Origin of the sequence: Micromonospora sp. DT63 (genome assembly GCF_049841615.1) — a bacterium.
Lineage (GTDB): Bacteria > Actinomycetota > Actinomycetes > Mycobacteriales > Micromonosporaceae > Micromonospora.
The window spans coordinates 495018-516077 of record NZ_JBNCKQ010000004.1; the positions used below are offsets into that span (position 1 = coordinate 495018).

A 21060-nucleotide genomic window follows, 5' to 3' on the forward strand; every position below is an offset into this window, starting at 1 on the left:
CTCCCGGACCAACGGAGACCATCCTCCCGAGCGCCCCCCGGACGGTCTTGAAGAAAATTGCTCACCTTCACCACTCGCCGAGAAATGCCGTAAACAGGGCAAATGTCGCCCTAGGCTGATCTGGTGGACGAGGCGCCGGAGGTCCGGGTACGCGACTGGCTCCCCCGCACCGCAGGCCTCCTGCTCGGCACCCTCGCGCTGGCCACCGCCTTCATCGCCGCGTACGTCGGCGCCCTGCACCAGCCCCACCCCCGGGACGTGCCGGTCGGCGTGGCGGCGAGCGACCAGGCCGCCCGCACGGTCCTGGCCGCCGTCCGCGACCGGACCGACAGGATCAAAGCCATCGAGTACGCGGACCCGGGCACCGCCGACGACGGCCTGACCGGCCGCGAGGTGTACGCGGTGCTCAGCTCCGCCCCCGACGGCGGGCTCGTCCTGACCACCGCCAGCGCCGGCGCACCGTCCGCCACCGACCTGGTCACCCAGGTGCTCACCAGCGCCGCCCAGCAGGCCCGACTGCCGCTGCGGGTGACCGACGAGGTGCCGGTCGCCGCCACCGACCCCCGCGGCCTGGTCCCCTTCTACCTGGCCATCGGGTACGTCCTCGGCGGATACCTGGCCTCGACGGTGCTCGGCGTCTCCGCCGGTACCGCCCCGCGCACCCTGCGCCGCGCGGGACTGCGCATCGGGGCGCTCGCCGTCTACAGCGTGGCGCTCGGCATCGTCGGGGCGGTGATCGTCGGCCCGGTGCTGGACGTCTGGCACCACGACCTGCCGGCGGTCGCCGGCGCCGGGATGCTGGCCGCCTTCGCCGCCGCGATGGTCGCCGCGGCGGTCCAGGGATGGCTGGGCGTCCTCGGCACCGGGCTGGTCATCCTGTTGCTGGTGGTGCTCGGCAATCCGGGCTCCGGCGGCATCTACGCGCCCGAGTTCCTGCCCACCTGGTTGCGCGGAATGCACCGATGGAACGTGCCCGGCCTGGCCACCGACCTGATCAAGTCAGCCGTGTACTTCGACAGGCGCTCGATCGGCTGGCCGGTGACCGGTCTGGCGCTCTGGGCGGTGCTCGCGCTGGCCGCCCTGCTCGGCGCGACCCGGGTGCGGGGGCGTCGGGCGACCCCCGGCGCAAGAGCCTGAAGTGATCTCCGGGGTGTTCCGTGTCACGACGCGGCATGCGGAGAGCCCCTCCTGCCAGCCGCCCCGACGTGGATACCATCCAGGGAGTCGGACAGCGCTGTCCTTCGTACTCACGTAAGGAGCGCATCGTGACCGACCAGCACGACCACGACGGCCCGGACGCCGCGCTGCGCGCTGACATCCGCCGACTCGGCACCCTCCTCGGCCAGACCCTGGCCCGCCAGGAGGGCCGCCCGCTGCTCGACCTCGTCGAGGAGATCCGCGCCCAGGTCCGCTCCGACGTCCCGGCCGCCGCCGAGCGGCTCGGCGGGCTCGACGTGACCACCGGCACCAAGCTGGCCCGCGCCTTCTCCACCTACTTCCACCTGGCCAACATCACCGAGCAGGTGCACCGCGCCCGGGACCTGCGTCGCCGTCGCGCCGTGCAGGGCGGCTGGCTGGACCAGGCGGCCAAGATGATCGCCGAGCGGGGGGTGCCGGCCGAGGAGATCGCCGCCGCGGCCCGCCGGCTGGCGGTCCGCCCGGTTTTCACCGCCCACCCGACCGAGGCGGCCCGCCGCTCGATCCTGTCCAAGCTGCGCGCCATCGCCGACGAGCTGGACACCGAGACCGCCAACGCGATCCTCTACGGCGCCAGCGACGAGGGCCCGGCCAACCGCCGGCTGGCCGAGTTGCTGGACCTGATGTGGCAGACCGACGAGCTGCGGCTCGACCGGCCCGACCCGACCGACGAGGCCCGCAACGCCATCTACTACCTGCGCGACCTGTACGCCGAGGCCGCCCCGCAGGTGCTCGACGACCTGGCCGACACGCTGCGCACCCTCGGCGTGGAGACGTCGCCGACGGCCCGCCCGCTGAGCTTCGGCACCTGGATCGGCGGCGACCGGGACGGCAACCCGTTCGTCACCCCGGCGGTCACCCGCGAGGTGCTGACCATTCAGCACGAGCACGGCATCGCGGCCACCGAGAAGGCGATGGACCACCTGATCAACGAGGTGTCGGTGTCCCGCCGACTGCGCGGGGTGTCGCTGGACCTCTCCGCCAGCCTCGCCGCCGACCTCGACGCGCTGCCCGAGGTGGCCCCCCGGTTCCGTCGGGTCAACGCCGAGGAGCCGTACCGGCTCAAGGCCCGCTGCGTGAAGGCGAAGCTGGCCAACACCCGGCAGCGGCTCCGCCAGGGCACCGCCCACGTTCCGGGCCGCGACTACCGCGGCTCCGCCGAGCTGATCGCCGACCTGGACCTGCTGCGCGCCTCGCTGGCCCGCAACTCCGGGCAGCTCACCGCCGTCGGCCGACTCGCCTCCACCATCCGGACGGTCTCCGCGTTCGGCCTGCACCTGGCGACGATGGACGTGCGGGAGCACGCCGAGAAGCACCACGAGGTGCTCACCCAGCTCTACGAGGCGGTCGGCGAGGTGCCCGACTACCCGGCGTTGAGCCGGTTGGAGCGCACCAAGCTGCTCGCCGACGAGCTGACCGGCCGGCGGCCGCTGTCCACCCTGGACACCCCGCTGACCGAGTCGGCCCGCAAGACGTTCGACGTGTTCAGCACGATCCGCGAGGCGCAGGACCGGTTCGGCGCGGAGGTCATCGAGTCGTACATCATCTCGATGACCCTCGGCGTGGACGACGTGCTCGCCGCCGTGGTGCTGGCCCGCGAGGCCGGGCTGGTCGACGTGCACAGCGGCCGGGCCCGGATCGGCTTCGTGCCGCTGCTGGAGACCCCGGGCGAGCTGAACGCCGGCGGGGAGATCCTCGACGAGCTGCTGTCGCTGCCCGCGTACCGGGCGCTCGTCGCGGCCCGGGGCGACGTGCAGGAGGTCATGCTCGGCTACTCCGACTCCAACAAGGAGGCCGGGATCACCACCAGCCAGTGGTCGATCCACCGGGCCCAGCGCGCGCTGCGTGACGTGGCGGCCCGGCACGGCGTACGCCTGCGGCTGTTCCACGGTCGCGGCGGCACCGTCGGCCGCGGCGGCGGCCCGACGCACGAGGCGATCCTGGCGCAGCCGTACGGCACGCTGGACGGCGCGATCAAGGTGACCGAGCAGGGCGAGGTGATCTCCGACAAGTACACCCTGCCCTCGCTGGCGCGGGAGAACCTGGAGCTGACCCTCGCCGCCGTGCTCCAGGCGACGCTCCTGCACACCGCGCCCCGGCAGCCGGCCGAGATGCTGGAACGCTGGGACGCGACCATGGACGTGGTCTCCGAATCGGCGTTCCGGTCGTACCGGTCGCTCGTCGAGGACCCGGACCTGCCGGCGTACTTCTGGGCGTCCACCCCCACCGAGCTGCTCGGTGCGCTGAACATCGGTTCCCGGCCGGCGAAGCGCCCCAACACGGGCGCCGGGCTCTCCGGGCTGCGGGCCATCCCGTGGGTGTTCGGCTGGACGCAGACCCGGCAGATCGTGCCGGGCTGGTTCGGCGTCGGCTCCGGCCTGGCCGCCGCCCGGGAGGCCGGTCTGGCGGACGTGCTCGCCGAGATGCACCGCAACTGGCACTTCTTCCGCACGTTCCTGTCGAATGTCGAGATGATGCTGACCAAGACCGACCTCAGCATCGCCCGCCGGTACGTCGAGACCCTCGTGCCGAAGAAGCTGCACCCGATCTTCGAGCAGATCGAGCAGGAGTACGAGCTGACCAAGCGCGAGGTGCTGGCGGTCACCGCCTCGCCCGCCCTGCTGGAGAACTCGCCGGTGCTCCAGCGCACCCTGGCCGTCCGGGACACCTACCTGGAGCCGCTGCACCACCTCCAGGTGGCGCTGCTGCGTCAGTACCGGGAATCCGGCGCGGCCGGCCGTGCGGTGGCCACCGCCCCGGGTGGCCGACGCGCCCCGAGCGACGGCACGGCCCTGGAGCGGGCACTGCTCACCACGGTGAACGGCATCGCCGCCGGCATGCGCAACACCGGCTGATCAAGCAGCACGGCAACGGGCCCCGGTCACCACGACCGGGGCCCGTTCCGCATGCTCAGCCAGCGGTGCTCACCAGTCGCCGCCGCCGAAGTCACCACCGCCGAAGTCGCCGCCACCGAAGTCGCCGCCGCCGCCGAAGTCACCGCCGGCATAGTCGCCGCCGCCGACGGTGCCAGCCTGGTCGCCGCCGCCGAAGTCGCCGCCCTGGTCGCCGAAGTCGCCGCCCTGGTCGCCGGCATCGCCGCCCTGGTCGCCTGCGTAGTCGGCGCCGTCACCGAAGCCCTCCTGGTAGCCCTCGTCGTACCCGTAGCCCGGGTCGGCGAAGGCCGGCGAGAACAGCGCGTCAGCGATCAACATGCCGCCGAGCACGCCGGCCCCCGCACCCAACGCGGTCTTCCACCACGGCGTCGAATACCAGCCCGCCGGCACCGGCCGACCCTGGTAGCGGCCACCGGGGTAGTAGTACGGCGTCTGCCGACCGGGCTGCGGGCCGGCCCGGAAGGTCTGCCCCTGCACGTCGACCTCGCGCTCCTTGGTGAGCTGCCCGACGCCCCGCGCGGCGGCCAGCGCCGGCACCTCGGGGCCGGGATCGATCCCCAGCGCGGTCCGCGCCGCCCGGATGTACGCCAGTCCCTCCAGCGCGGTCTCCCGGGCGAGCGCGAACTGGTGCGGCGTACGCGCCTGCTCCAACTGCGAACCCGCCGCGTTGTACCGCTCACCGGCGTCGGCCAGCGCCTGGCGGACCGCCGGCTCGTCGCCCTGAAGGGTCAACAGCTGACCACCGAGGCGCTCGTACCAGCGGTGCGCCTCGGCGCGGGCGTCGCCCAGCTCCGTGCGCCGGCGGGCGGTGCCCTGGGCACGGATGAGCGCCGCGGCACCAAGCGCGCCGACCAGCACGATCGCGAGGCACAGCACAAGTTCCATGTCATCGAACGTACCCCCGGGTGTCACGTCGTACCCGTCTGGCAAGCTCCGGTGATGGACGTCTCGACGCTGCTGGTGGTGATCGTGTGCCTCGGTGCCGGCGGGGCGGTGGGCTGGCTCGCGGCCCGGTCCCGGTCGGCGGCCGACATCGCCAGGCTGGATGCCACCCTGACGGCGACGCGGGAGGGCGAGGGGCGGCTGGAGCAGTCCATGCGGGCGCTGAGCTACGAGGCCACCGCGCAGTCGCAGGAGGCGGTGGCCCGTGCCGTGGCGCCGCTGCACGACAGCCTGCGCCGCTACGAGCAGCGGGTCGCCGAGTTGGAGCACGACCGGGCCGACGCGTACGCCGAGCTGCGCGAGCAGGTCCGCTCGATGAACGCGGTCTCCGGTGAGCTGCGCACCGAGACCAAGCAGCTGGTCGCCGCGCTGCGCGCGCCACAGGTGCGGGGCCGCTGGGGCGAGCACCAGCTGCGCCGGATCGTCGAGGCGGCCGGCATGCTGGAGCACTGCGACTTCTCCGAGCAGGTCACGGCCGCCACCGACGACCAGGTCGTCCGCCCGGATCTGGTGGTCCGCCTGCACGGGGGCCGGTCGGTGGTGGTGGACGCGAAGGCGCCGTTCGACGCGTACCTCACCGCCATGGAGGCCCGCGACGAGCGCGGCCGGGACACCTACCTCGACGCGCACGCCCGCCACCTGCGCGGGCACGTCGACGCGCTGGCGGCGAAGTCGTACTGGTCGGCGTTCGACAGCTCACCCGAGTTCGTGGTCCTGTTCGTGCCCGCCGACCCGTTCCTCGACGTCGCGCTCCAACGCGACCCGACGCTGTTGGAGCACGCGTTCGCCCGCAACGTGGTGCTGGCCACGCCGGCCACCCTGGTCGCCCTGCTCCGCACGGTGGCCTACTCGTGGCGGCAGGAGGCCCTGGCCCGCAACGCGGTGGCGGTCCACACCCTCGCCCGGGAGTTGTACGGCCGGCTCTCCACCCTCGGTGACCACGTGGGCAAGCTCGGCTCGTCGCTGGCCGGCGCGGTGACCGCGTACAACAGGGCGGTCGGCTCGCTGGAGGCGCGGGTGCTGGTCAGCGCCCGCAAGCTCGCCGAGCTGGGCGTCTCGGACGACGAGCTGGCGACCCCCGCGCAGATCGAGCTGACTCCCCGCCAGCCCCAGGCACCGGAGCTGCTGGACGACGCCGACCGCTGACCGCGCCGCGCCTGCTCCTACCTGCGATTGGCGCTCTCCACGACGAAGGGCATGCCCTGCTGGCAGGTGGTCATCATGCCCTTCTCGACCCGGCCGGTGACGGTGACCCGGGTGCCGGCGGCCAGCACGTCCCGCGGGCCGCCCACCAGCAGATAGCCGTCGAGCAGCAGGCAGTTCGGCTCCACCCCGGCGGTGATCGTGCCGGTGAGTTCGGTGGCGCCGACCGGCGGCGGGACGGTGGGCCCGCCCGGCGACTTGAGCGGGTCCGAGGGCGTGATCGCCGGTGCGGGACTGCTGGGCGACGCCGCAGTGGGTTGCCCGGCAGTTGCCGACGGCGCTCCGGGGGTGGTGGAGCCGTCCGTCCCCCCGCAGGCGCTCAGCGCCGCGAGGGCGACCAGGGCGGGGACGACGAGCCGAAGGGTCCTCATGCCGCCTTCGACGCACCGGGACCGCGTGGCGTTCCCACAGTGATTCGCCTCCTGATCACCGGCGGCACGGCGTGCCCCGGCGCCCGAACGTGCTCAGCCGCGGCTCGCGGCGGCCTTCATGTCCCGCTTCAGCTCCTGCGGAAGCGAGAAGGTCAGCCGCTCGTTGGCGGTGGTGATCTCCTCCACGTCGTCGAACCCGCGTGCGGCCAGGTGCGTCAGCACATCGTTGACCAGGTCCTCCGGGACGCTGGCCCCGGAGGACACCCCGACCGTGCGGGCGTCGGCCAGCCAGGCGTCGTCGATCTCGTGGGCGAAGTCGACCAGGTGACCGGCGCGGGCGCCGGCGTCCAGGGCAACCTCGACCAGCCGGACCGAGTTGGAGGAGTTCGTCGAGCCGACGACGATCACCACGTCGCACTCGGGGGCGATCTCCTTGACGACGTGCTGCCGGTTGGACGTGGCGTAGCAGATGTCGTCGCTGGGCGGGGACTGCAGCAGCGGCAGCCGGGTCTTGAGCCGGGCGACGGTCTCCAGCGTCTCGTCCACCGAGAGCGTGGTCTGGGAGAGCCAGACGACCTTCTCCGGGTCGCGAACGGTGATCTTGTCGACGCCGTCCGGGCCGTCCACGAGCTGGATGTGCGCGGGAGCCTCACCGGCGGTGCCGATGACCTCCTCGTGCCCCTCGTGGCCGATCAGCAGAATGTCGTAGTCCTCGGCGGCGAAGCGCTTCGCCTCCTGGTGCACCTTGGTGACCAGCGGGCAGGTCGCGTCGATGGCCTTCAACGAGCGCTCCCGTGCCTGCTCGTAGACCTCGGGCGCCACGCCGTGCGCCGAGAAGATGACTGTGGCGCCCTCGGGCACCTCCTCGTTCTCCTCCACGAAGATCGCGCCCTGGGCCTCCAGCGTCTGCACGACGTGCTTGTTGTGCACGATCTGCTTACGCACGTAGATCGGGGCGCCGTAGAGCTTCAGCGCCTCCTCGACGGTCTGCACGGCGCGATCCACACCCGCGCAGTAGCCGCGGGGCTTGGCCAGGAGCACGCGCTTGCCGGTCCGGAGATCAGTCACCCCCCCATCGTACGTGCCGGCTCTCCCACCGGCACCGGGCGACGACCCCACCCCCCACTCTGCGCTGATCATGAAGTTGTTGCCCCGACACGCCGCTGCGGAGGCGACAACTTCATGATCGACGGTCCAGATGGGCTGGGTCGTAGGGTGGGCGGGTGACTGAGGGTGGGGCGCGAGCGGGGAGCGGCGGGGCCAGTAGCGCGGAGGAGCCTTGGCCGGTTCGGGTCGTTTCGCAGAAGGTCGGGGCGTGGATCGCCAAGCTCGGCTGGGTGTGGGTGGACGGGCAGGTCGCGCAGATCAGCCGCCGCCCCGGGGCCACCACTGTCTTTCTGACCCTGCGTGACCCGTCCGCCGACCTGAGCCTGACCGTCACCACCAACCGCGACGTGCTGGACGCCGGGGCGCCGGAGCTGCGCGAGGGCGCCCGCGTGGTGCTGCACGCCAAACCGGAGTTCTACGCCGCCCGGGGCACGCTGAGCCTGCGCGCCGACGAGATCCGGCAGGTGGGGCTCGGTGAGCTGCTGGCCCGGCTGGAGAAGCTCAAGAAGCTGCTCGCCGCCGAGGGGTTGTTCGACCGGGCGCGCAAGCGCCGGCTGCCGTTCCTGCCCGGCCGGATCGGGCTGATCACCGGTCGCGCGTCGGCCGCCGAGCGGGACGTGCTGACCAACGCCCGTCGGCGCTGGCCGGCCGTGGAGTTCCGGACGGTGAACGTGGCAGTACAGGGCCCGTCCGCCGTGCCGCAAATCGTCGACGCGCTCAAGGTCCTGGACGCCGACCCGAGCATCGATGTGATCATCATCGCGCGGGGCGGTGGCGGCATCGAGGATCTGCTGCCCTTCTCCGACGAGGCGCTCTGCCGGGCCGTGTTCGGCTGCCGTACGCCGGTGGTCAGCGCGATCGGCCACGAGACGGACGCGCCGCTGATCGACTACGTCGCCGACCTGCGGGCCTCCACCCCGACCGACGCGGCCAAGCGGGTGGTCCCCGACCTCACCGAGGAGGTACGCCTCATCGGCCAGGCCCGGCACCGACTCGAGCGGGCGGTCCGCAACCTGGTCGACCGGGAGTCCCACCGTCTCGACAGTCTGCGGTCCCGGCCGGTGCTGGCCCGGCCGCAGGTGATGGTGGAGCAGCGCGCGACCGAGCTGGCCGCGCTGCGCCAGCGCGCCGGCCGCTGCCTGGACCACCGGCTCGCCGGCGCCGGCGACGACCTGCGGCACACAGTGGCCCGGCTGCGCGCCCTGTCCCCCGCCGCCACCCTCGACCGGGGGTACGCGATCGTGCAACGCGCCGACGGTCACGTGGTGCGGGCGGCGGCCGAGGTCGCCAAGGGTGACCCGCTGCGGGTCCGCCTCGCCGACGGTGAGCTCGCCGCGACTGTCGACGGCGCAGTGGCGACGCGGTGACCCGGACAGGGGTGTGCTGAGATGGACGCGATGACTGACGACACGAAGGCCGGGCCGGACGAGCGGCTCAGCTACGAGCAGGCCCGCGCCGAACTGGCCTCGGTGGTCGAGCGGCTGGAGGCCGGCGGCACGTCCCTGGAGGAGTCGCTGGCGCTCTGGGAGCGCGGCGAGGCGCTGGCGGTGATCTGCCAGCGCTGGCTGGACGGCGCTCGGGCGCGGATCGACGCCGCCCGGCAGGACCCCGCGTCCTGATCACGGATGGGGCGGCCGGAGCCGCCCCACCCGCGTACGACGGTCAGCTGAACAGGCTGTAGAGCTCGGCCGGCGCCTCGACGACCTGGTCCGCCGGCGGCTTCTGCGCGGCGGTGGCGGAGCCGTAGTCGGAGTACGTCATCTTGATCTCCTGGGCGGCGGTCTGCCCGGCGGCCGGGAGTTGCAGCACCAGCTCGCTGAGCCGGCCCTGCGGGTCGACCTTCGCGGTGAACGGAATCGTCTTGGCCTGGGTGCCCAACGCGGCGATCGTGGCGGCGTTCAGCGAACCGGCCTCGGCGGCCTTGGTGACGTCGAGGGTGCCGGCGTACGTGCCGGTGCCGGTGCTGCGGACCTCGGTGATGCCCTGGGTCAGCACGGCGCTGCCGGCCGGGTCGACCTTCTCGAAGTCGAAGCCGAGGTTCTTGTTGCCCTTGATGCGGGCCTGGTCGAGGTGCTGGTACTTGCCGAGGTTGAGCTGCTTGATGGCGGGCAGGCTGTCGGCGGTGGGGCCGGTCAGCTCCAGCTTCACCCAGCTGTCCGGCTTGAAGTGGATCACGTCGAGCTTCATCGCCAGGTCGGAGGAGGGGCCGCCGATGGAGATCTTCATCGCGGCACTCTGACTGGGCTGGTGCACCAGGCCTTCGGCGACCGAGCCGGCGCCGGAGAGGCTGAACCGGAAGTTGCCGTTGCTGATCTCCTTGGTGGAATCCAGCAGCGCCTGCTTGGCGTCGCCCGCCACGGGCGTGCCGCCGGACGCGCTGGGCACGCCGGACGCGCTCACCGTGGGGGACGCGGTCGATCCGGCGGTGCCGGTGGTACCGCCGGCGCAGGCGGCCAGGGCGGGCGTGAACAGGGCGGCGGCTACCAGGCCGGCACCGAGTCGTCGAACAGTCATACGTGTCTCCCAAGGGGGTCACCCGACGACCTGGTCGGCGCCGGAAACCGGGCGACGCGGCAGCCCTTCGGCCACGTCGCGCGATCCGGGACGAGCGGCACGCCCGGATCACTCCCTCTTTGTTCCCCGTCGACGCGTCGAACAATCACCCTTATCGTCCGGTTGCTCGCGCCAACCTGCCCCGAAATGCAGGATCGGGGTGGCCCAGGGCCACCCCGATCCGTCGTGCCGACCTACTTGAACATCTCGTACGTCTCGGCCGAGGCCTCGACGACCTTGTCCGCCGACGGCTTCTTCGCGCCGGTGCCGGTGCCGTAGCCCGAGTACGCGATCTTGACGTCGTGCGCGGCGGTCTCGCCGGCGGCCGGCACCGAGATGACCAGCTCGGTGAGGCGGCCCTGCGGGTCCAGCTTGGCGGTGAACGGCAGCGCCTTGGCCTGCGCGCCCAGCGCGGTGACGACGTCCTCGTCGAGGGCGACCGAGTCGGTGGAGGCACTGATGTCGATCTTGCCGGCGTACGTGCCCTCGCCGGTCTTCTGCACGTCCGTCACGCCCTTGACCAGCGTCTCGCTGTCGATCGGGTCGAGCGTCTCCGGGTCGAGCTGGAGGTCCTTGATGCCCTTGACCTTGGTCTTGTCGAGGTGCTGGTACTTGCCCTTGTTCTTCGCGAGCTCGGGGACCATGGCGGCCATGGCACCGCCGATGTCCATCTTCACCCAGCTCTCCGAGTCGATGTAGATGAGGTCCATCTCCATCGACACGTCCTGGGAGGCGTCACCCAGCTTCATGGTCAGCTGCGCGCTGTTGCTGGGCTTGTGCACCAGGCCGCCGCCGGTCAGGTCGGCGCCCGTCAGGGTGAAGGTGAAGTCGCCCTTGGCCGCCTCCTTCGTGGAGGCGAGCAGCGCCTCCTTCGGGTCGGCCGGCACCGCCGGCGCGGACGGGCTGGGTGCAGCGGCCGGCTCGGCAGCGTCGGACTTGCACGCGGCCAGGCCGGGGATGAGCAGGGCGGCGGCGAGGAAGCCGAAGCTCCACCGTCGAATGTTCACTGAGATCTCACTTCACGAAGATGGACATGGCCCGGCCGCAGTGTGCGGACCGGACCGAGCCGAGGGAGCGTAACGGATACGCCCCCAGCGTCGCGGGGGGCGTATCGATGTCGGACTGTCAGCGCAGCGCGCCGGCGAGTTCGCGCAGCTCGTTGTCCCGGGCGTCACCGACGACGAGCACCGTGCGGGCCGGTTCCAGCAGCACCAGCGCCTGCTGGTTCCCCCGGGCCGTGTAGCGCTGCCAGGTGCGCCCGGCCAGCTCCGTCGGGCCCTGCGGCTGACTCTGGTCGGTCAGCTCGGCGGGGAGCAGTTTTTCCGCCGGCACGTTGCTCTGCAGCAGCTGGACACCCCGCCCCTCCGGGGTGAGGTAGCCGATCCGCAGGTTCGCGCCGCCCTCGACGGTCTGGTAGCGGGCGCTGACCGTACGCCAGCCGGAGCCGAGCCCCTGCGGCTCGCTGACCGGGAAGGTGTTCGCCGACCGCGCCTGCTCGATCGCCGGGGCCGCATCGACAGTGGTGGCCTGATCGCCGCCGAGGAAACCCCGGTAGAACGCCAGCAGCAGCGCGATCGGGATCAGCAGCACCAGCAGCGAGATCGCCATGTCCTTGGGCGACCGCTCGGCCTTGGTCGCCGCCGCGGCCACCCGTGGCGGCGGCGCGGACCGCTCACCGGTCCCCGTGGCGTCGCCGGGCCCACCGGCGGCCGCACCCGGCCGGGCGGCCGAAGGCCGCGGCGACGGGTCCGGCGACGGCTCACCAGCAGCCGGCGCCCGCTCACCGGCGACGAGGGCCGGCTCGTCGGCAGCCGGAGACGACTCACCGGCGACAAGGGCCGGTTCGCCGGTGCCCGGCGTCGTCGGACCGGTCGCGGCGGGCTCGGCGCCGGCGGGTTGGTCGACCGGCGGCTGGCCACCGGGCGGCGTGCGGTCGGCGGGTACGCGGTCGGCAGGCTGTGCGGGTTCCACCCTGCTATCTTCGCAGCCGCCCGACCGGCGGTATCCGGCCCATCACCGCCCCGCGCCGACGCCCGGTCGGCCATCGTGTGAGGATCAGCGACAAAGCCGGCGCGGGACCGCTCCGCCGCCGGCCGTCCCCGCACCGTCGCGAGGAGGAGCAGCCGTCATGACGAACACCAGGACGCGGATCCCACAGGATCTCGACCGTAACCTGGCCCTCGACCTGGTCCGGGTCACCGAGGCCGCGGCGATGGCAGCCGGCCGCTGGGTCGGCCGGGGCGACAAGGAGGGCGGCGACGGCGCCGCCGTCGACGCCATGCGCAAGCTGATCAACTCCATCCAGATGCGCGGCGTCGTGGTGATCGGCGAGGGCGAGAAGGACAACGCCCCGATGCTCTTCAACGGCGAACACGTCGGCGACGGCACCGGCCCCGAGGTGGACGTCGCGGTCGACCCGGTCGACGGCACCACCCTGATGAGCAAGGGCATGCCGAACGCGGTGGCGGTGCTCGCCGTCTCCGAGCGGGGCGCCATGTTCGACCCGAGCGCGGTCTTCTACATGGAGAAGCTCGCCGTCGGTCCCGCGTACGCGGATGTGATCGACATCAACGCCGGGGTCGCCGAGAACGTGCGCCGGATCGCCAAGGTCAAGGGCACCGATGTGTCCGAGGTGACGGTCTGCGTGCTGGACCGCAGCCGCCACGACGACCTGGTCAGCCAGATCCGCCGGACCGGGGCGGGCATCCGGTTCATCTCCGACGGCGACATCGCCGGCTCCATCGCGGCGGCCCGCGGCGAGTCGGACGTCGACGTGCTGATGGGCATCGGCGGCACCCCCGAGGGCATCATCTCGGCCTGCGCGCTGAAGTGCATGGGCGGGGCGATGCAGGCCAAGCTGTGGCCGCGCGACGACGAGGAGCGGGAGAAGGCACTCGCCGCCGGGCACGACCTGGACCGGGTGCTCGGCACCGACGATCTGGTCACCGGGGACAACTGCTTCTTCGTGGCGACCGGGGTCACCTCCGGGGACCTGCTGCGCGGGGTGCGGTACCGGGCCGGCGGCGCGTACACCCAGTCGATCGTGATGCGCTCCAAGAGCGGCACCATCCGGGTGATCGACTCGTACCACCGGCTGGAGAAGCTGGCGCTCTACTCCGCTGTCGACTTCGACGGTCGTCCGCTGGCCGAGCAGGAGTGATCGCCACCGACGCCGCGACGCCGCAGGCCCTCTCCGCGACCCGCCGGATCGCCGGTGTCGCGTTGGCGTCGTTCTCCGGAGTCGCGGTGGCGGTGCAGTCCCGGATCAACGGCGAACTGGGCGTACGCCTGGCCGACGGGTTCGCCGCCGCGGTGGTCTCGTTCGGGCTGGGTCTGGTGGTGCTGCTGGTGCTGGTGCCCGCCACCCCCGGCGGGCGACGAGGGCTGGTCGCGCTGCGTCGTGCCCTCGCGGCGGGCGCGCTGCGACCGTGGCAGTGCCTGGGCGGAATGTGCGGCGCGTTCCTGGTGGCCTCCCAGGGCCTCACCATCGGCACGTTGGGCGTGGCGGTCTTCACCGTGGCCGTGGTCGCCGGACAGTCCGGCAGCAGCCTCGCCGTGGACCGCGCCGGCATCGGGCCGACCGGCCGGCAGCCGGTCACCCGGCAACGGCTGGCCGGCGCGGTCCTCACCGTGCTGGCGGTCGGCCTGGCGGTCGGCGACCGGCTCAGTGCTCCGGGCGCGCTGGCGCTGGCCCTCCTGCCCCTGGTCGCCGGGGTGGGCACGGCCTGGCAGCAGGCGGTCAACGGGCGGGTCCGGGCGGCTGCCGGCAGCGCGTTGACCGCCACGCTCGTCAACTTCGCCGTCGGCACGGCCACCCTGCTCGTCGCGTTCGCCATCGACGTCGCCGTACGAGGGTGGCCGACCGGTCACCTGCCGAGCGAGCCGTGGCTCTACCTGGGCGGCCCGATCGGCATCGTGTTCATCGCCATCGCCGCAGCGATCGTGCGGTTCACCGGTGTGCTGCTGCTCGGCCTGGCCACCATCGCCGGCCAGATCGTGGGGGCGGTCCTGCTGGACCTGGTGCTGCCCACGGCGGCCTCACACCCTGGTGTGAACACCCTGCTCGGGGCCGCGCTGACCATGGTGGCCGTGCTGATCGCCGCGCTGGCACCACCGGCCCGCCGCTGACCGTCAGCGCAGCGGCACTCGCGGCGGCAGGGGTTGGTACGGCGGGTAGGGCGGCGTGTCGCGCCGGTTCTCCTCGCGGGTCGGGTCGGCCAGGCTGGCGAGCCGGACGGCCAGCAGCAGTCCCGGCACGGTGGCCAGCAGGGCCAGCGGGACCGCGACCCAGGCCTGTTCCGGGGTCCCGTTGAGCCAGCCGACCATCGGCAGCCCGGCCAGGACCATCGTGAGCAGGAAGCTGCCCACGGTCCACAGCACCCAACGGCCCGGTGCGGGGCCGAGCCACGGTACGAGCAGCAGCACCGCCACCGCCACCGCGCCCAATGGCACGACGACCAGCACGGTGACCACGCCGGTGCCGTCGACCTGGGACCAGGAAGCGTTCAACACGAGCCCGGCCAGCAGGAGCGTGAGGGCCCCGGCGATCCCCCAACCGCGACCGCCGCCACCACGTCGGATCGCCAGATGACCGGCGACCACGGTGACCGCGCAGCCGAGCAGCAACGCGAGCGCGAGCGCGAGCCACACGTCGATCGCGCGCTGGACCCGCCCGCCGTCGTACACGTCGGGCAGTTCGGGCGTGTCAGCCATGTACGACTGGAGGCTGAGAAAGCCCTCGCGCCGCCACCCGCCGTCCGACAGGCGGCGTACGAATCCGTCCCGGCCGTTGGCGACCAGCACCTCGTGGCCGCCCCCGGCGTGCGGGTAGACGACGAGTTCGCGAGATGAGAAGTGCCGGCGAAAGTCACCCGGGTCGTCGTACCGGCGGGCCAACTCGTCACGCCGGGCGTCCGCCACCTCCCAGGAAACCTGCCAGGTCATGCCGGCGTCGTCGCTCTGCTCCACCCGCAGGTGCCCGGCGGCCACCCGGTAGCAGCGTCGCGGGTCGTCCGGCGCACACGCCTGCTGGCGCGGGGAGTCCAGACCGTCCAGCCGGGCCTCCTCGTTGTCGGTGGACTCTCGCCAGGTGGTCGCGCCGTCCTCGCTGACCCGCCAACGGCCGTCGGCCGGCTTGTCCGGCATGTACGGATCCTGGAAGCCGGAGCCGATCGAGATCGCCGGGCGGCCGTCGAGCGTCGTGGTGCCGAGCGCGTACGGGTAGTGGACAGCGCTGGTGGCGGCCACCGCCAGCACCGCCGGCGGCAGCACGACCAGCAGCCGCACCAGCCGGGCCGCGCGCTGACGCACCGGTCGCCGCCGGGCCCGGGTCCAACTCCACCAGGCCAGACCGAGCGCCGGCAGGGTGAGCAGATCGGTCCAGTCGGCTCGTACCAGTGACGGCCCGGCCAGCGCGGTCCAGGCCGAGGAGGCCAGCTCAGCGGCGTACCCACTGGATTTCACCAGCGCGAACCCGACGCCCACCGCGATCAGGCCGACCAGCGCGGCCGCCCGGGCCGGCAGGCGCGGCGCGAGCAGCGTGAGCAGCACCGCCACCAGCGGCGGCGCGAGCACCAGACCCGCGACGTCACTCAGCTTGCCGGTGAGCAGGCCGGGAAACGCCGCCTTCAGCATGCGGTCGTTGACCACCAGCACCACCAGGGCCACCACGGTGGCCGGGTGGCAGAGCCACGACAGTGTCGTGGGAGCGCCGTCAGGTGATGTCTCGGGCCCCGTCATCCCCTCAGGATCGGCCCGGCGCGTCTCGGTCCGGACACGCGGCGGTGTGTGTCCGATACCGACGGTCAGCCGGCGTCGGAGGAGTGCCCGGGGAACAGGTGGGCGGCCGGGTCGATGGCCACCGCCGCGTTGTTGACCGCCGTCGCGGCCTCGCCGAAGCCGGTGGCGATGAGCCGCACCTTGCCCGGGTACTCGGTGATGTCGCCGGCCGCGAAGACCCGGGGCAGGTTCGTCGCCATGGCGCTGTCCACCAGGATGTGCCGGCGGTCCAGCTGGAGGCCCCATTCGGCGAGCGGGCCCAGGTCGGCGGTGAAGCCGAGAGCGGCGACGACAGTGTCCACCGGAAGGGTCTCGGCCGCGCCGCCGCGTACGGTCACCTCGGCGCCGGTCACCGTGGCATCGCCGATCAGGCGGGTGACCTCGGCGTTGACCACCACCCGCACCGGCAGCGACAACACCCGGGCGACAGTCGAGGCGTGCGCCCGGAACTTCTCCCGCCGGTGCACCAGCGTCACCGAGCGGGCCACCGGTTGCAGGGCCAGCGCCCAGTCGAAGGCCGAGTCGCCGCCGCCGACGATGAGCACGTCCCGGTCGGTCAGCTCGGCCGGGTCGGTGACGAAGTAGACGATGCCGGCGCCGGGAGCGCCGTCGGCGCAGGGCAGCGGCCGTGGACTGAAGCTGCCGAGCCCGCCGGTGACCACTACCGCGCCGCAGGCGAGCTGCTCTCCGCCGGCCAGGCCGAGCACCGGCCGGTCATCGGCGTACGACAGCTTCTCGGCCCTCGTGCCGAGCAGGTACTGCGGGCCGAACGGCGCCGCCTGGGCGACCAGGTTGGCGACCAGGTCGCGGCCCTTCACGGCGGGAAAGCCGGCCACGTCGAGGATCAACTTCTCCGGATACATGGCGGTGACCTGGCCGCCCGGCTCCGGAAGCGCGTCGATCACCGCCACGGACAACCCTCGGAACCCGGCGTAGTACGCGGCGAAGAGGCCGGCTGGACCGGCCCCGATCACGGCGACATCGACCTCGCGCATGGCGTACCGTCGCTTTCCGCTCACGGATCAACGCGTGCTGATCTCGACGGTAGGCGGGGCACAGCGGTCGGGCAAGCATGTCCCAGGGGCGTGCCGAGGAGCAGGTCAGGGCAGGCTGAGGGGGGAGCCCGAGTAGTCCGGGCCGTCCACGGCCGGGCGGCGACGGCGGAACAGGATCGCCGCCACCACGCCGCCGAGCAGCCCAAACAGGTGGCCCTGCCAGGAGATCCGCTCGTCGGTGGGGAGGATGCCGACCAGTTGCCAGCCGTAGAGCAGACCGACGAGCAGGAAGACGGCGAAGTTCCACCAACTGCGTTCGACGATGCCCCGGGTGAGCAGGATGCCCAGGTAACCGAAGATCACCCCGCTGGCGCCGACCACCACCGAGTTGGGCGAGCCGGTGAACCAGACCCCGAGCCCGCTGACCAGGATGATGATCAGGGTCGACCAGAGGAACCGGCGGGCGCCCGCGGCCAGCACGAAGGTGCCCAACAGGATCAGCGGGATGCTGTTGCTGTAGAGGTGGTCGAAGCCGTGATGCAGGAACGGCGAGAAGAAGACGCCGTCCAGGCCGTCGATGCGGTGCGGGATGATGCCGGCCGTCGCGTCCAGGCCGAACGCGAGCCCCTGGTCGACGGCCTCGATGAGGAAGAGGAACGGGACCACCGCGCACATGGCGACGAAGGCCCGGCCGAGCGCGGCGTAGAACGCCTCGGTGCCGAACCGGTAGGGGTCGCCGCTTGGCGGCTGCAGGCTCACCCCCCAACTGCTATCAGCAAAAGGGGCCGACCGCCACTCGCGTCCCGCTCGCTTGCCTGTCGTACGCGCGACGGCGGGGCAGGTGGTCGCCCACCCGCCCCGCCGTTCGACGACGTCAGTAGTTGCCGTTGTTCTGGAAGTTGCTCCAGGCGCCACAGGGCGTCTTGTACCGGCCCTTGATGTAGCCCAGCCCCCACTTGATCTGGGTGGCCGGGTTCGTCCGCCAGTCGTCGGCGATCGAGCCCATCTTGCTGCCCGGCAACGACTGCGGGATGCCGTACGCGCCGGAGGAGGAGTTGCTGGCCTTGTGGTTCCAGCCGCTCTCCTTGGTCCAGAGCTTCTCCAGGCAGGGGAACTCGGCGATGCCGAAGCCCGCTTCGAGCATCAGCGCGCAGCCGATCTTGCGGTTGCCGCTGTACTCGGCGCAGGACGCCGGAATCGGCCCCTCGTACGGCTTGGTGACCTCCTTGGCGGCGGCCTCGCGCTCACGCTTGCGCGACGCCGCGGCGGCCTCGGCGCGGCGGGCCCGCTCGGCGGCCTCCTTGGCGGCCTCCGCCGCCCGCAGCTTGGCCTGGTACTCGGCGGCCCGCTGCCGGGCGAACGCGATCTGGTGGCTGGCCTGGCGCTCGCGCTGGTAGGCGAAGTCGATCCGATCGACCTCGACGCTCTCCTGCGCGGTCAGACCCTGTTGCTGGGTTTCCCGGTCTTGGCCCAGATAGAAGCCACCGGCCACGCCCACGGAGAGCAGCGCGACAGCGGCCGTACGGGCGCCCAACCGGCTCCACAGCCGACTCACGAAGTGGTCCCTTCGTTGGGGGCAAGGACACGACGCGGCGCCAGGCCAGGTGGGCCCTCAGCCGTGCCGTGAGCGCCCCGACCGGTGAGCCGGTCGCGCCGACGCACCGACCGTCACCGATGCCGTCCAGAGCCTGGACGAACGATCACCAACGATGCCTGTGGTGCGTGGGCGCTCGTGGGACACGATCGCGCACAGTGAGGCTGATGGGAAACCAACCGGCCTGTTTGTGATCTGCACCACACCGAAAATCTGGACGAAAGCCTACAAAACCCCCATCACAGTGGGATGTCCTCCAAGAGGTCGGTCACCATCGCGGCGATCGGCGACCGCTCCGACCGGCTGAGCGTGACATGGGCGAAGAGGGGATGGCCCTTCAACGCCTCGATCACCGCGGTCACGCCGTCATGTCGGCCGACCCGCAGATTGTCCCGCTGGGCGACGTCGTGGGTGAGCACCACCCGGGAGCCCTGCCCGATCCGGGAGAGCACGGTCAGCAGCACGCCACGCTCCAGCGACTGGGCCTCGTCCACGATCACGAAGGCGTCGTGCAGGCTGCGCCCCCGGATGTGGGTCAGCGGCAGCACCTCCAGGATGCCCCGCGAGGTGACCTCCTCCAGCACGTTCTCGTGCACCACAGCGCCGAGCGTGTCGAAGACCGCCTGCGCCCACGGCGACATCTTCTCCGACTCCGACCCGGGCAGGTAGCCCAGCTCCTGGCCGCCGACGGCGTACAGCGGGCGGAAGACGATCACCTTCTTGTGCCGGCGACGCTCCATCACCGCCTCCAGCCCGGCGCAGAGCGCCAACGCCGACTTGCCGGTGCCGGCCCGCCCACCCAGCGAGACGATCCCGATCGTCTCGTCGAGCAGCAGGTCGAGGGCGACGCGCTGCTCGGCCGAGCGGCCGTGCAGGCCGAACGCCTCCCGGTCGCCCCGGACCAACCGGACGGACTTGTCCGGCAGCACCCGGCCCAACGCGGAGCCGCGCGTCGAGTGCAGCACCAGGCCGGTGTGGCAGGGCAGACCCGCCGCCTCGTCGACGTCGAGCGTGTCGCCGGCGTACAGCGCGGAGATCTGCTCCTCGCCCAACTCCAGCTCGGACATGCCGGTCCAGGTCGGGTCGCTGGCCTGGCCGTGGCGGTACTCGTCGGCGCGCAGACCCACCGAGGCAGCCTTGACCCGCAGCGGCATGTCCTTGCTGACCAGGGTGACGTCCCGGCCCTCGGCGGCGAGGTTGAGCGCCACGGAGAGGATCCGGGCGTCGTTGCTCTCGGTGCGGAACCCGGGGGGCAGCACGCCGTCGTCGGTGTGGTTCAACTCCACCCGCAACGTGCCACCGGCGTCGTTGGCGGGCACCGGCGTGTCCAGCCGGCCGTGCTGGATCCGCAGCTCGTCGAGCATGCGCAGCGACTGCCGGGCGAACCAGCCCAGCTCCGGGTGGTGCCGCTTGCCCTCCAGCTCGGTGATGACCACCAGCGGCAGCACCACCTCGTGCTCGGCGAAGCGGTGGAACGCCGCCGGGTCGGACAACAGCACGGACGTGTCCAGAACGAAAGCCTGGCCCGCTGGTCGCGGCTCCTTGGGGTCAGCCGGCGCGGTTGCCGCGCTACGGCGGCTCCGGGGGGCGCGGCGGGTCGTGGCAGTCGCGGCCGGGATCTGGTCGGCACCGGCGGTGGTACGGCGAGTCGTCACAGGCCTGCTCCGACGGATGGGCACCCGGCCACCCGTGTTCCGCCTCGTCCGGTGCCCGGGGACACGGGGTCGGATGCGGAACCCCGTGCGCGAGGTCGCAGATCCGGGCGGACCGGCTGGCTCGGGAGAACCCCGTGCCATGCCTAGACGCTAGCGGCGGCGGACCGTCCCGGCTAGTGCCGTGATCGTGGATCTCCGGAGACAGCCCTGTGAACACCGCGCCGCCAGGTCGACAGCGGGGCGCGGCGAGCCGGCCGGGATGCATGCCCCCTGCGCGCATCCCGGCCGGCCGGGGCCACCGTCACCGGTCTGACGTGGCCCCGACGGTGCGTGTCCGCCGCGGACGACGCACCGCGCTTTTCGGCACCGGTCGGCGGGACCGCCGGGGCGGCCCGCCGGCCGGCTCAGCCGGTCCGTCGGACGAGCGTGCCGGTCGGGTGCCGCCCCGTGATGGGGGCGGCCGGCGCCGTGAACGACGAGCCGGTGTACGTGGTGCCGGGGCGGGCCACCGTGCCGGCGGAGCGGACGGCCCCCGCCGAGGAGACCGACAGGGCGGAGGCGATCGCCGCCTGGGCGTCGCGTCGACGCCGGTTCCAGGCGCCCCGGTCACCGTCGAAGTAGCCCTGTCGATAGCCGAAGCGGTAGCCGATGCGGTAGCTGAGCTGCCCGTGCAGCCGACCAGCCGCGTAGCTGGTGGCACCGAGCACCAGGACGAGGAAGACCACGAGGAACGGGCTCATCGGGCGGCCCCGGCCCGGCCCGGACGCCGCG

Annotated in this window: 19 protein-coding genes; 7 read left to right on the plus strand and 12 right to left on the minus strand. The window is 72.6% G+C overall.

All coding sequences use genetic code 11. The annotated features are described in order from the left end of the window. The first annotated feature begins 123 nt into the window (after positions 1-123). Both ACLQ27_RS18070 and ppc read left to right on the plus strand, forming a co-directional pair. Positions 124-1137 carry a hypothetical protein gene (locus ACLQ27_RS18070; RefSeq protein WP_425867730.1) on the plus strand — a complete coding sequence of 338 codons (1014 nt, stop codon included), beginning with the start codon at positions 124-126 and terminating at the stop codon, positions 1135-1137. A gap of 128 nt (positions 1138-1265) precedes the next feature. Further along, on the plus strand, positions 1266-4052 hold the full coding sequence (ppc, locus tag ACLQ27_RS18075; protein ID WP_234584116.1) for a phosphoenolpyruvate carboxylase: 2787 nt from the start codon (positions 1266-1268) through the stop codon (positions 4050-4052). Positions 4053-4121: 69 nt separating this feature from the next. Here ppc and ACLQ27_RS18080 read toward each other — a convergent pair whose 3' ends face one another. Further along, a complete protein-coding gene (locus ACLQ27_RS18080; protein WP_425867732.1) occupies positions 4122-4976 on the minus strand; it encodes a hypothetical protein in 855 nt (284 codons plus the stop codon). 54 nt (positions 4977-5030) lie between these two features. Here ACLQ27_RS18080 and ACLQ27_RS18085 point away from each other — a divergent pair, with 54 nt between their 5' ends. Beyond that, on the plus strand, positions 5031-6179 hold the full coding sequence (locus ACLQ27_RS18085; RefSeq protein ID WP_425867734.1) for a DNA recombination protein RmuC: 1149 nt from the start codon (positions 5031-5033) through the stop codon (positions 6177-6179). 17 nt (positions 6180-6196) lie between these two features. Here the strand turns inward: ACLQ27_RS18085 and ACLQ27_RS18090 are convergent, their stop codons facing one another. Continuing rightward, positions 6197-6607, minus strand: coding sequence for a hypothetical protein (locus tag ACLQ27_RS18090; RefSeq protein WP_425867736.1), 411 nt, complete (start codon positions 6605-6607; stop codon positions 6197-6199). A 93-nt stretch (positions 6608-6700) separates the two neighbouring features. Further along, entirely contained in the window at positions 6701-7747 is a 1047-nt protein-coding gene (locus ACLQ27_RS18095) for a 4-hydroxy-3-methylbut-2-enyl diphosphate reductase (protein WP_357573308.1), read from the minus strand. Between the two features lie 83 nt (positions 7748-7830). On the opposite strand from ACLQ27_RS18095, the gene xseA reads away from it, so the two are divergent. After that, complete coding sequence (xseA, locus tag ACLQ27_RS18100; protein ID WP_357493642.1) at positions 7831-9081, plus strand: exodeoxyribonuclease VII large subunit; 1251 nt, start codon at positions 7831-7833, stop codon at positions 9079-9081. A gap of 30 nt (positions 9082-9111) precedes the next feature. Beyond that, positions 9112-9333 carry an exodeoxyribonuclease VII small subunit gene (locus ACLQ27_RS18105; protein WP_234584122.1) on the plus strand — a complete coding sequence of 74 codons (222 nt, stop codon included), beginning with the start codon at positions 9112-9114 and terminating at the stop codon, positions 9331-9333. Between the two features lie 43 nt (positions 9334-9376). Here ACLQ27_RS18105 and ACLQ27_RS18110 read toward each other — a convergent pair whose 3' ends face one another. The 3 genes from ACLQ27_RS18110 to ACLQ27_RS18120 form a co-directional block, all read right to left on the minus strand. Continuing rightward, positions 9377-10228, minus strand: coding sequence for a hypothetical protein (locus ACLQ27_RS18110; protein WP_425867737.1), 852 nt, complete (start codon positions 10226-10228; stop codon positions 9377-9379). Positions 10229-10461: 233 nt separating this feature from the next. After that, positions 10462-11274, minus strand: coding sequence for a hypothetical protein (locus ACLQ27_RS18115; protein WP_234584124.1), 813 nt, complete (start codon positions 11272-11274; stop codon positions 10462-10464). Positions 11275-11392: 118 nt separating this feature from the next. Beyond that, the gene (locus tag ACLQ27_RS18120) at positions 11393-12238 is read right to left on the minus strand and encodes a DUF4245 domain-containing protein (RefSeq protein WP_357573309.1); all 846 of its coding nucleotides are present in this window, start codon (positions 12236-12238) and stop codon (positions 11393-11395) included. A 157-nt stretch (positions 12239-12395) separates the two neighbouring features. Between ACLQ27_RS18120 and glpX the strand changes: the two genes are divergently transcribed. After that, a complete protein-coding gene (gene glpX, locus ACLQ27_RS18125) occupies positions 12396-13427 on the plus strand; it encodes a class II fructose-bisphosphatase (protein ID WP_234589139.1) in 1032 nt (343 codons plus the stop codon). Next, on the plus strand, positions 13424-14395 hold the full coding sequence (locus tag ACLQ27_RS18130) for a DMT family transporter (RefSeq protein WP_234589137.1): 972 nt from the start codon (positions 13424-13426) through the stop codon (positions 14393-14395). The genes glpX and ACLQ27_RS18130 overlap by 4 nt, the downstream gene beginning before the upstream one ends. A 3-nt stretch (positions 14396-14398) precedes the next feature. On the opposite strand, the gene ACLQ27_RS18135 is transcribed toward ACLQ27_RS18130, so the two are convergent. From ACLQ27_RS18135 to ACLQ27_RS18160, 6 genes are all read right to left on the minus strand, one after another. Next, positions 14399-16006 carry a hypothetical protein gene (locus ACLQ27_RS18135; protein WP_425867740.1) on the minus strand — a complete coding sequence of 536 codons (1608 nt, stop codon included), beginning with the start codon at positions 16004-16006 and terminating at the stop codon, positions 14399-14401. A gap of 65 nt (positions 16007-16071) precedes the next feature. Then, the gene (locus ACLQ27_RS18140) at positions 16072-17040 is read right to left on the minus strand and encodes an NAD(P)/FAD-dependent oxidoreductase (protein ID WP_357573765.1); all 969 of its coding nucleotides are present in this window, start codon (positions 17038-17040) and stop codon (positions 16072-16074) included. A 105-nt stretch (positions 17041-17145) separates the two neighbouring features. Next, positions 17146-17799, minus strand: coding sequence for a rhomboid family intramembrane serine protease (locus tag ACLQ27_RS18145; protein WP_234589133.1), 654 nt, complete (start codon positions 17797-17799; stop codon positions 17146-17148). 115 nt (positions 17800-17914) lie between these two features. After that, a complete protein-coding gene (locus tag ACLQ27_RS18150) occupies positions 17915-18595 on the minus strand; it encodes a lytic transglycosylase domain-containing protein (protein WP_357493630.1) in 681 nt (226 codons plus the stop codon). A 278-nt stretch (positions 18596-18873) separates the two neighbouring features. After that, positions 18874-20289 (minus strand): PhoH family protein, encoded by a 1416-nt coding sequence (locus tag ACLQ27_RS18155; RefSeq protein WP_234589129.1) that lies wholly within the window; start codon positions 20287-20289, stop codon positions 18874-18876. Positions 20290-20693: 404 nt separating this feature from the next. After that, a complete protein-coding gene (locus ACLQ27_RS18160) occupies positions 20694-21029 on the minus strand; it encodes a hypothetical protein (RefSeq protein ID WP_007455629.1) in 336 nt (111 codons plus the stop codon). Positions 21030-21060: the final 31 nt, after the last annotated feature.